Genomic DNA, 10,000 nt, shown 5'->3' with positions numbered 1-10,000 from the left:
CAGGTAAGACGATCTGGATCGACTGCGACGAGCTGCAAGCCGACGGCGGCACCCGCACCGCCTCCATCACCGGCGCCTGGGTCGCCATGAGTTCGGCGCTGAACTATCTGCGCGACGAGGGCGTGCTGAAGGCTGACCCCATTCTGGATCAGGTGGCGGCGGTGTCGTGCGGCGTGTGTGACGGCGTGCCGGTGCTGGACCTGGACTATGAGGAGGATTCGGAAGCCGAGGCGGATTCCAACTTCGTCCTGACGGGATCGGGCCAGATCGTCGAGGTTCAGGCCACCGGCGAAAAGCGTGGCTTCTCTCGCGCCGAGTTCGACCGCCTGTTCTCACTGGCCGAGATCGGCTGCACTGAACTGTTCGCCCTGCAAAAGGCGGCGCTGGAAGCTGTGCGCCGATAAGGGGTTTCGCGCGTTTGCAGGACGGGTCATCGTGTCGGTGACCTGTCCCGAGGACCCGGAGAGCCCGATGCGCCGATCCCTGTTCGCCTGTTCCGTCCTTGCGCTGGCCCTGGCGGCGTCCGCCTGTCAGCGTACTGCGGCGCCTGCCGATCCTGCTCCGGCGGCTGCGCCCGCGCCCGCCGAAACGCCCTCCGGCCCGGCGATGACGCCGATCCAGACGCCGCCACCCGTTTCGCCTGAAGACCCTCAAGCCAGTATTCCCGAAGGCCCGGACATGGCGCCGCGCGCCGTGCCGGTGACGGATGAGCCGTGCCGCGACGCGATAGGCGCGGCGGCCTCGGCGCGTCTGGTGCAACGCTGCATCCAGGTCAGCCCTGCCACTCATCCACCCTGCAACGCAGCCAATCCCTGCGCCCTGATTCAGGGCGAGATCGACCGATCTTGCGCCATGTACGGGCCGGGTGAGACCAAGCCCAAGGAATGCGCGGCCTGAGGTTTGCGCTCAAGCCGCCGGCGAACGCGTCGCGGTCGGTAGCGCCCAAACAAAAAGGCCCCGCTGTCGCCAGCGGGGCCTTCTCGTTTCAGCCTATGGACGAAGCTTAGTCGCGACGACGACGTCCGCGATCGCCACCGCGATCACCGCCGCCTTCACGCTTGGGACGGCCGCCGGTGTCTTCCGACAGCGGGGCTTCGCCACGCTCGGCGCGTTCGGCGTTGATCTTGTCCGTCAGGTCTTCACCCGTGGTCTGATCGACGACCTTCATCGACAGCTTGGTCTTGCCGCGGTCGTCGAAGCCCAGGAACTTGACCTTGACCTCTTGGCCTTCCGACAGGACGTCGGCCGGGTTGGCGACGCGTTCCAGAGCGATCTGGGACACGTGGACCAGACCGTCCTTGGCGCCGAAGAAGTTCACGAAGGCGCCGAAATCAACGACCTTCACGACCTTGCCGGAGTAGATGGTGCCGACTTCCGGTTCCGAGGCGATGGACTGGATCCAGGCCTTGGCGGCGTCGATCTTCTCCTGGTCGTTGGCGGCGACCTTGATGGTGCCGTCATCGCCGATGTCGATCTTGGCGCCGGTCTTCTCGACGATCTCGCGGATCACCTTGCCGCCCGAACCGATCACTTCACGGATCTTGTCGACGGCGATCTTGATGGTTTCGATCTTCGGAGCGTGCTCGCCCAGTTCGGTGCGCGGCGCATCCATGGCCTTGGACATTTCGTCCAGGATGTGGAGGCGGCCGGCCGAAGCCTGCGTCAGAGCCTGTTCCATGATCTCCTTGGTGATGCCGGCGACCTTGATGTCCATCTGAAGGCTGGTGATGCCTTCCGAGGTGCCTGCAACCTTGAAGTCCATGTCGCCCAGGTGATCTTCGTCACCCAGGATGTCCGACAGGATGGCGAACTCGCCCGACGGCTCCAGGATCAGGCCCATGGCGATGCCCGAGACCGGACGGATCAGCGGAACGCCCGCGTCCATCAGGGCCAGCGACGAACCGCAGACCGTAGCCATCGAGGACGAGCCGTTCGACTCGGTGATCTCGGAGACCAGACGGATGGTGTATGGGAAGTCTTCCTTCGACGGCAGCATCGGACGGATCGCGCGCCAGGCCAGCTTGCCGTGACCGATTTCGCGACGGCCGGGCGAACCCATGCGGCCCGCTTCACCCACCGAATAGGGAGGGAAGTTGTAGTGCAGCAGGAAGCTCTCTTTGTAGGTGCCCTGCAGGCTATCGATGTACTGCTCGTCTTCGCCGGTGCCCAGGGTGGCGACGACCAGAGCCTGGGTTTCGCCGCGCGTGAACAGCGACGAACCGTGGGTGCGCGGCAGGACGCCGACTTCCGACACGATGGCGCGGACCTTGTCCAGGGCGCGGCCGTCGACGCGGTGTGCGTTCTCGATGATGTCGCGACGCAGGACGTCGGCTTCACATTCCTTGAAGGCGGCCGAGAACTTGGACGAATCGACGCCCTCGGGGTTCTCGTCGGTCTTCACCAGAGCGGCGGCGGCGGTCTTCTTGGCGGCGTCGACGCCCGAGCGACGGTCGTACTTGCCGGGGTGTGCGTAGGCGGCCTTGATGTCTTCGCCGACCAGCTTCTTGATCGAGGCGACGACGTCGGAGTGGTCTTCGGCCTGGAAGTCGAAGGGCTCCTTGGCGGCGTGTTCGGCCAGGTCGATGATGGCGTCGATCACCGGCTGCATGCCCGCGTGAGCGAACATCAGGGCTTCGAGCATCTTCTCTTCCGAAAGCTCCTTGGCTTCGGATTCGACCATCATCAGGGCGTCTTGCGTACCGGCGACAACCAGGTCCAGCTCCGAGGCGGGAATCTGGTCGACGGTCGGGTTCAGGACCAGCTCACCGTCGATCAGGCCGACGCGTGCAGCGCCGATCGGGCCCATGAAGGGCACGCCCGAGATGGTCAGAGCAGCCGAGGCCGCGACCATGCCCAGAACGTCCGGGTCGTTTTCCATGTCGTGCTGCAGAACGGTGATGACGACCTGCGTCTCGTTCTTGAAGCCCTTGACGAACAGCGGGCGGATCGGACGGTCGATCAGGCGGGAAACCAGGGTTTCCTTTTCCGACGGACGGCCTTCACGCTTGAAGTAACCACCGGGGATCTTGCCAGCGGCGAAGGTCTTTTCCTGGTAGTTGACGGTCAGGGGGAAGAAATCCAGGCCCGGCTTGGGCGCGCGGCCATAGACGACGGTGGCCAGAACCACGGTCTCGCCGTAGGTCGCCAGCACGGCGCCGTCGGCCTGACGGGCGATGCGGCCCGTTTCCAGGGTCAGCGGGCGTCCGGCCCACTCGATCGTCTTGCGTTTGATATCGAACATATTTCGTCTTTCGTATCCCGGCGGGCGTATTCCCGCCCGGGCTTGCAACATTGGGTCCCATCATTGGGAGTGGAGCGCCGGGCGTTCAGCCCCTTGCCCCGTGGGTCGCCGCGCCATCGCGGAAAACCCGGTGAGGACCGACCTGGCCCTCGCGTCTGCGCCGGTTTCAGTCCCGCGGCGCGCGGGTTAAGCAACAGCTAGAGCCAGCTCTAGCTTTAAATCTGGAGCCTGATTCACGGCATCGATGAAATCGCGAAGCGATTTCCTCTCAACCGATCAGGCTCTAGGAACACAACGAGGCGCGGACGTGACCGCCCGCGCCTCGAAATGATCTTTATCGCGGTCCCGCGCCTTAGCGGCGAAGGCCCAGCTTGGCGATGAGCGCCTGGTAGCGACCGGCGTCGACCTTGTTCAGGTGGTCGAGCAGGCGGCGACGTTGCGACACCATCTTCAGAAGGCCACGACGCGAGTGGTTGTCCTTCTTGTGGGTCTTGAAGTGTTCGGTCAGGTTGGCGATGCGTTCCGACAGGATCGCGACCTGAACCTCGGCCGAGCCGGTGTCGCCAGCGGTGCGGGCGTTATCGGCGATGATCTCGTGCTTGCGTTCAGCAGTAACCGACATCGTAAGTCTCCCTTGGTGGCCTACCGCGCTTCGCGCTACTTGAGGCCGGGTTGGAGTCCCCTGATCAGGCGATCAGGAAAGATTGAAAACGCGGTCGGGTTCTAACCGGCCGGCCCGCAACTGACAGAGTGCGACGAGGGTCTGGCCCTGAAAGGCTGAAACCGTGCGCGAACCGTCGCGAAGACGATCCTTGAGGGTTTCCACCTGACGGGGAAGCAGAACGATCGGGCGTCCCTGCCGAAGCGAGAAGGCGTCCTGGTCCGTGACGGCCAGCTCCGGGATGTCGTCCAGGGCGGTCGCAACGGGAAGCAAGCCTTCCGAGGCGGCGCTCCTATGCACCATTTCCTCCAGAGAATCCAGAGTGACGGCATTTTCCGTGCTGAACGGGCCGACTAGTTCACGACGCAATGCGCTGACGTGGCCCTCGGCGCCCAGAACCGCCGCCAGATCACGCGCCAGAGAACGCACATAGACGCCCTTGCCGGTGCGGATGGTGATTTCAACGTGGTCGGCGTCGGGGGCGTCGCTGACCTCGGCGGAATGGATGGTCACGCGGCGGGCCTGAAGCTCGAACTCCACGCCGTCACGCGCCAGATCATAGGCGCGGGCGCCGTCCACCTTGATGGCGGAAAAGCGCGGCGGGGTCTGGTCGATCTCGCCGACGAAGGCGGGCAGGGCGGCCTTCACCTGATCCACGGTCGGGCGCACGTCGGAACGGCCAATGATCTCGCCCTCGCGATCCACGCTGTCGGTCGAGACGCCCCAGTTGATGGTGAAGCGATAGATCTTCTGCGCCTCCATCATCATGGGCACAGTCTTGGTCGCCTCGCCCAGGGCGATGGGCAGGATGCCGCTGGCCAGCGGGTCAAGCGTGCCTGCGTGACCGGCCTTCTGGGCGTTGAACAGGCGACGGATGCGGCTGACGGCTTCCGTCGATCCCATCTCGAACGGCTTGTCCAGGCAGACCCAGCCGTCGACGATATCGCCCTTCTTCTTGCGCCCCATTATGCTTGGCCTATCGCGCTTGGCGCTGCTTGAGGCCGGGTCGTCATTGCTCGTTCTCGTCGTCCGGAGCCGTCAGATCGGCCTGGATGCGCGGATCGGCGAACAGGCGGTCCATGTGGCTGGCCGCATCGAAGCTGTCGTCGTGGCGGAAACGCAGGTCGGGCGTGAACTTCATATCCAGACGACGGCCCAGTTGCCCGCGCAGGAATTTGGCGTGGACGTTCAGCGCCTTGATGATCTCGCTCTCGTGACCGTTGGTCGGCGCCGTCTCGACGCCCGCGCCCAGAGGTTCGACAAAACAGGTGGCGTGTTTCAGGTCCGGCGACAGCCGCACCTCGGTCACGGTGACGGAGACGCCCAACAGGGCCTCGTCGTGAATCTCTTCTTCACGCAGGATATCGACCAGGGCGTGACGGATCAGTTCGCCTGCGCGCAATTGGCGCTGGCTGGGTCCGGCGGGGCCGGAGGCGTTACGGGTATGTTGCTTGTGGGCCATTGGCCGCTCCTTTTTATCGCCCGCCGGGGCTCGGACCCGACCGGATAAGCGAAAGGCGGGCGGTCTAGGCGCGTGGAGCCGCTGTGTCCAGTTTTGCCGCTCGGACAGAGCGCATGACTTCGCTAGAGGCGATGGACCGCGCGGGTCGCACCGACACTCCGCCTGCGTTCAGAACACCCGCTGTCCAGTGGTTGCACAGATGCAGGATCGAGAAGGTTTCGCGGCTGGCGAAGAAGCGGGCGGCGTCGCCGGGGCGGGCGGCAGCAACGCGCGGGGTGCCGCTGGACAGGTCCAGCGAGGCCTCGATCCGCGCCGCCATCCGGTCGAAGTCTGTGCGTGAGAGCGTCAGTTCCGCTCGCTCATGCGCGCCATAGCGGGTGCGGGGATCTGCGCTTTCCGGGTTCAGCATCACGACGGAAGGATTGCCGGGCCGGAAGAAGGCGCGGGCGCCGTCAGGCAGGCGATCCGAGATGGGGCTCTGATCGACATAGAACTTGGCATCGCCCCAGCCGATCAGAATCCAGTCGCCGGGCGCAAGGGTCGAAACCGCCTGCGCCAGCGGCCCGTCGCGCTGCATCAAGGCCTGACGCGGCACGGCCAGATCAGTGTGAAACCCATTGTCCAGCACCAGCACAGTAACAGCCTCTGCTGAATCTACGGCGTGCAGGCGCGTCGGCGTGGTCCATGTCAGCAAGGCGGCGATCCAGCCGGCCAGAACCGCCAGAACCAGACCCGTCCTCAATGTTTGAAGTCCTGCAGGTCGCACAGGCGTTCTTCAGCCAGCAGGGCGCCGGGCGGCGGCCCTTGCAGAACCGGCAGCAGGACGAAGCCGTCCTGACGGACCGCAAACGCCAGCCAGCCGACCAGCTGGCCGTCACACAGGTGCGACCCCTCGTCCGACACCACGCGACGGACCTCGATCTGGGCCTGGGCCGGAACCGCCATCACGCCCGCAAATGTGGATGAAGCGGTGGCCTTTTCGTCGGCAGCGACCAGTCGGTGGGGGGCGGACACAATGCGCTTGCCATTGTCCATGACCAAAGCGCCCCCTTCGGCCTCCAGGCTGCGCCCGCCTTCGGCCGCATCATAATGGCCGGACAATAGGGTCTCGCCGACCACCACCTTGCCGTGGGCGGCATGGCGAGGGGCGTGTGCCGTCGCCGTCAGCAGTTGGTTCAGGACAGGTTCGACCCCGAAGGCGCCGATCAGCACGGCGGCGAAGGCGCCCAGGCCGATGCCCAGCATGGCCCATTTCGGCGGGGCGCCGTTGGTCGAGGGAGCAGTCGTCGTCATGCTCCCATCCTGGAACAGAGTAATGAACGTCCCGAGAATCAATCGGGCACAGGGGCGGTTGATCCGGGCGATGTCGCCCATTCGCCCCGCCACTCATAGCTCAGCGTCGTGCAATGCCGGAAGGTTCCATCCGCCCATTGGCCGACCGCCTGCATGGTCAGGGGGCGGGCGGCGCGCACGCGGCTCAGCACCAGCCAGGTCCGGTCCGAGCCGGGGCACAGGGCGCGCGACAGGCCACGACCGTCGCCAACGGTCTGGCTGATGGCGTAAAGGTCGGTCTCACGCGCCCCCGCAGGCAGGGCGCGCCGCACCCCGTCCGGGCCGCCGCTCTCCAACGTCGCCGATCCGCGCGCCGTCGTCGAGAACAGCCGGTTCACGCTGACCGCGCCGAACAGGCCGCGCCGCACCTCAAGCGTGATGCCCTTGGTCATGGCTGAGGTTATCCGGTCGGTGGCGTTATAGGCCAAAAACCGGGTGTCGGCATGGGCGGGCGCCGCCGCGCAAACAGCGGTCAGGGCGACGACGGTGGAGGCGATCAGTTGGCGCATGGCTTCCTGTGTCGGCAGGCTTTGCGGCGAGAACGCGGCTTTATCAGTCCGGTCTAGAGTTCGCCAAGACAGCGCAGGGCGACCTCAAGGTTGCGCAGACCGTCCTCGCCGGTCACCGCCGCCGTTTCGCCGGTGGTGATGGCGCGGGCGAAGGCCTCCAGTTCTTTCTTCAGCGGTTCCGCCGGCCAGGAGTTCAGCATCCGCGTCGAATAGGAGCCGTCCGGCTGCTGGCCGAAATATTCGGTGACCTGACGGGTGATCAGATCGGCGACGATGAATTTTGTCTTGGTGGCGACCTGAAGCGTGCGGGTCTTGTAGGGCGTGACCCAGTTGGTGGTGATGTGGGCGATCACCCCGTTGTCCAGACGGAACTGCAGCAGGGCCGTGTCTTCGCGGTCCGCGCGGGTGCGGGCCAACTGAGGCTGGACCTCAGTGATTTCCGCGCCAGTCAGGTGACGGATGATGTCGATGTCATGCACGGCCAGGTCGATGACCACCCCGACCTCGCCCATGCGGGGCGGGAAGGGGCCGACGCGGGTGATCTGGATGGAGATGATCTCGTCGTCGGCAAGGGCGCGTTTGACCGCTTCCACCGCCGGATTGAACCGCTCGACCTGACCGACCATCAGGACGCGGTTATTGGCCTTGGCCGCGTCGATCATGCGCTGGGCGTCGGCGACGGTGGCGGCGATAGGCTTCTCGATCAGGACGTGAACGCCCTTTTCCAGCAGGGCCACCCCGACCTCGGCATGGAAGCGATTGGGCGTGGCGACGACGGCGGCGTCCAGACCGGCGTCGACAAAGGCCTGAGCCGTCGTGACCGGCGATGCGCCATAGGCGGCGGCGACGCCTTCCGCCGTCACGGCGTCCGGGTCGAAGATGGTCGTCAGGTCGAACTCGCGCATTTCGGCGGCGACCCGCGCATGGTTGCGGCCCATGACGCCTGCGCCAGCGACGCCGATCTTGAGGGGGGCTGTGTTCGACATGGACTTAACCCTTAAAGCTGGCGACGGCGGCGATGATCTTGTCCTGCGTCGCGGCGTCCAGATCTGCGTGCATCGGCAGGCTGATGACCACGTTCTTCAGGCGCTCGGTAACCGGCAGCCCCTGCGGTCCGCGCGGATAGTGTTCATAGGCGGGCTGCAGGTGCAGCGGGATCGGATAATAGACCGCCGTCGGCACACCCTGTTCCTTCAGGTGCGCGGCAAGGGCGTCGCGGTTCGGATGCTCGATCGTATATTGCGCCCAGTTGGAGATATTGCCGGTCGGCACGTCGGGAACCTTGGCGACGTGCGGGCGCAGGCCTTCGTTGTAACGGGCGGCGGCGGCGTTGCGCCATTCGATCTCCTGACCGAAGACCTTCAGCTTTTCGATCAGGACGGCGGCCTGGATGGTGTCCAGACGGCTGTTCAGGCCGATGCGCATGTTCAGATATTTGGGATCGTGGTCGAAGGTGCGGTCCTTCAGGTCCACGGCGACGGCTTTGCCGTGCACGCGGATGGAATCCATCAACTGCGCCAGTTCGTCGTCATTGGTCAGCACCGCGCCGCCGTCGCCGTAGCAGCCCAGAGGTTTGGCCGGGAAGAAGCTGGTGGTGGTGACGTCGGCCCATTTCAGCGGATGTTCGCCATTGATGGTGCAGCCGAAGCCTTGCGCAGAATCCGAGATCAGCTTCAGGCCGTGCTTGTCGCAGACAGTCTTGATGGCCGCGTAATCGGCGGGCTGGCCGAACAGGTCCACGGCGATGACCACACGCGGGGTCAGACGGCCTTCCTTCAGGGTCGCCTCGATGGCGGCCTCAAGGTGACCGGCGTCCATATTGTAGGTGTCGGCGTCCACGTCGATGAAGACGGGCTCTGCGTCGAACCATGGCACGACCTCGGCGGTGGCGGCGAAGGTGAAGCTGGGAACAAAGACCGCGTCGCCACGCCCCACGCCCCATGCCATCAGCGGCAGGGCCAGGGCGTCAGTGCCGTTGGCGCAGCCGAGTGCGTGCTTGGCCTGGCCGAAGGTGGCCAGATCGGCCTCGAACTGACGAACCTGCGGCCCCATGACCCAGGCCCCGCCGACGACGGCGTCCTGAACGGCGGCCTCGATCTTGCCGCCAAGGCGAAGGCGCTGGGCCTGAAGGTCGATGAAGGGGATCATGAGGGTCGCTCTCCACGAAGGATAGGGCCACGAAGGATGGGCGGCGGTCTGCCGAGACAGGCCGCGAATGTGGCCGCCCTCCTAGCAAGATCATCCGTCAGCGCCAAACGCCCGAGCGTCACTTCGCGTTGCCCTTTGCAACGTAAGCCCCCCTTGGCACCCGGCCGCTTGCGCCCTAAGCCGATGTCATGACCCGTCTTTCCGTCACTCAGGACAAGGTTTCGAACTGGCTGTTCCAGCACGCCCTGCCACTGTGGGCAGAGCGGGGCGTTGGCGCGGATGGCCGCTTCTTCGAACAGTTGGATTTCGAGGCGCAGCCTGTAACAGGCTTGCGACGCCGCACGCGTGTGCAGGCCCGTCAGGTCTATGTCTTCTGTGAAGCGGCTGCCTTGGGGTGGCAGGCCGGACGCGCCGTGGCGCAGACCGGTCTGGACCAAATGATCGCCCTTTGTCAGCGCGACGACGGCCTGTGGGTCAGCGCGACCAATGATGATGGCACGGTGATCGACGAGACGCCGGACCTCTATGATCTGGCCTTTGTTCTGTTCGCCCTGTCTGCGGCGCATCGGGTGCTGGACGATCCGCGTGCCCGGCCTCTGGCACTGGAGACGCTGGCGGCGATCCAGAAACTGATGAGTGCGCCGCAC

The 10,000-nt window shown here is 65.3% G+C and carries 12 protein-coding genes; 3 read left to right on the top strand and 9 right to left on the bottom strand.

Going from position 1 to position 10,000, the window contains the following annotated elements:
* Window positions 1-404: ribonuclease PH (rph, locus tag QZ281_RS06975; protein WP_292226427.1), on the top strand; the 404-nt coding region annotated here is incomplete at its 5' end.
* Window positions 405-471: 67 nt separating this feature from the next.
* Complete coding sequence (locus QZ281_RS06970; RefSeq protein ID WP_292226425.1) at window positions 472-897, top strand: hypothetical protein; 426 nt, start codon at window positions 472-474, stop codon at window positions 895-897.
* A 106-nt stretch (window positions 898-1,003) separates the two neighbouring features.
* Here the strand turns inward: QZ281_RS06970 and pnp are convergent, their stop codons facing one another.
* The 9 genes from pnp to QZ281_RS06925 all read right to left on the bottom strand — a co-directional run bounded on the left by pnp (window position 1,004) and on the right by QZ281_RS06925 (window position 9,353).
* Window positions 1,004-3,241 carry a polyribonucleotide nucleotidyltransferase gene (pnp, locus tag QZ281_RS06965; protein ID WP_292226422.1) on the bottom strand — a complete coding sequence of 746 codons (2,238 nt, stop codon included), beginning with the start codon at window positions 3,239-3,241 and terminating at the stop codon, window positions 1,004-1,006.
* A gap of 352 nt (window positions 3,242-3,593) precedes the next feature.
* Window positions 3,594-3,863 (bottom strand): 30S ribosomal protein S15, encoded by a 270-nt coding sequence (gene rpsO, locus QZ281_RS06960; RefSeq protein ID WP_201099639.1) that lies wholly within the window; start codon window positions 3,861-3,863, stop codon window positions 3,594-3,596.
* Window positions 3,864-3,935: 72 nt separating this feature from the next.
* Window positions 3,936-4,868: a tRNA pseudouridine(55) synthase TruB gene (gene truB / locus QZ281_RS06955; protein ID WP_292226418.1), complete on the bottom strand. Its 933-nt coding sequence runs from the start codon at window positions 4,866-4,868 to the stop codon at window positions 3,936-3,938.
* 43 nt (window positions 4,869-4,911) lie between these two features.
* Window positions 4,912-5,364 (bottom strand): 30S ribosome-binding factor RbfA, encoded by a 453-nt coding sequence (rbfA, locus tag QZ281_RS06950; protein ID WP_292226415.1) that lies wholly within the window; start codon window positions 5,362-5,364, stop codon window positions 4,912-4,914.
* Between the two features lie 64 nt (window positions 5,365-5,428).
* Window positions 5,429-6,106 (bottom strand): DUF2459 domain-containing protein, encoded by a 678-nt coding sequence (locus tag QZ281_RS06945; protein WP_292226412.1) that lies wholly within the window; start codon window positions 6,104-6,106, stop codon window positions 5,429-5,431.
* Complete coding sequence (locus QZ281_RS06940) at window positions 6,103-6,657, bottom strand: hypothetical protein (protein WP_292226409.1); 555 nt, start codon at window positions 6,655-6,657, stop codon at window positions 6,103-6,105. The genes QZ281_RS06945 and QZ281_RS06940 overlap by 4 nt, the downstream gene beginning before the upstream one ends.
* A gap of 38 nt (window positions 6,658-6,695) precedes the next feature.
* Complete coding sequence (locus QZ281_RS06935) at window positions 6,696-7,205, bottom strand: hypothetical protein (RefSeq protein ID WP_292226406.1); 510 nt, start codon at window positions 7,203-7,205, stop codon at window positions 6,696-6,698.
* A 53-nt stretch (window positions 7,206-7,258) separates the two neighbouring features.
* On the bottom strand, window positions 7,259-8,191 hold the full coding sequence (locus tag QZ281_RS06930) for a Gfo/Idh/MocA family oxidoreductase (protein ID WP_292226403.1): 933 nt from the start codon (window positions 8,189-8,191) through the stop codon (window positions 7,259-7,261).
* 4 nt (window positions 8,192-8,195) lie between these two features.
* Window positions 8,196-9,353 carry a DegT/DnrJ/EryC1/StrS aminotransferase family protein gene (locus QZ281_RS06925; protein WP_292226400.1) on the bottom strand — a complete coding sequence of 386 codons (1,158 nt, stop codon included), beginning with the start codon at window positions 9,351-9,353 and terminating at the stop codon, window positions 8,196-8,198.
* 188 nt (window positions 9,354-9,541) lie between these two features.
* On the opposite strand from QZ281_RS06925, the gene QZ281_RS06920 reads away from it, so the two are divergent.
* Window positions 9,542-10,000 (top strand): AGE family epimerase/isomerase (locus QZ281_RS06920; RefSeq protein WP_292226397.1); only part of this gene is annotated, 459 nt, incomplete at its 3' end.

Origin of the sequence: Brevundimonas sp. (assembly GCF_018608325.1) — a bacterium.
GTDB lineage: Bacteria > Pseudomonadota > Alphaproteobacteria > Caulobacterales > Caulobacteraceae > Brevundimonas.
Note: the sequence above shows the minus strand (reverse complement) of the source record. Positions and strands in the feature narration are given on the sequence as shown.

Bases quoted from the DNA above. Each gene is read 5' to 3' on its own strand.
- QZ281_RS06925 (WP_292226400.1), bottom strand. From the start codon at position 9,353: ATGATCCCCTTCATCGACCTTCAGGCCCAGCGCCTTCGCCTTGGCGGC.
- QZ281_RS06940 (WP_292226409.1), bottom strand. From the start codon at position 6,657: ATGACGACGACTGCTCCCTCGACCAACGGCGCCCCGCCGAAATGGGCC.
- QZ281_RS06935 (WP_292226406.1), bottom strand. From the start codon at position 7,205: ATGCGCCAACTGATCGCCTCCACCGTCGTCGCCCTGACCGCTGTTTGC.
- truB (WP_292226418.1), bottom strand. From the start codon at position 4,868: ATGGGGCGCAAGAAGAAGGGCGATATCGTCGACGGCTGGGTCTGCCTG.
- rbfA (WP_292226415.1), bottom strand. From the start codon at position 5,364: ATGGCCCACAAGCAACATACCCGTAACGCCTCCGGCCCCGCCGGACCC.
- pnp (WP_292226422.1), bottom strand. From the start codon at position 3,241: ATGTTCGATATCAAACGCAAGACGATCGAGTGGGCCGGACGCCCGCTG.
- QZ281_RS06930 (WP_292226403.1), bottom strand. From the start codon at position 8,191: ATGTCGAACACAGCCCCCCTCAAGATCGGCGTCGCTGGCGCAGGCGTC.
- rpsO (WP_201099639.1), bottom strand. From the start codon at position 3,863: ATGTCGGTTACTGCTGAACGCAAGCACGAGATCATCGCCGATAACGCC.
- QZ281_RS06970 (WP_292226425.1), top strand. From the start codon at position 472: ATGCGCCGATCCCTGTTCGCCTGTTCCGTCCTTGCGCTGGCCCTGGCG.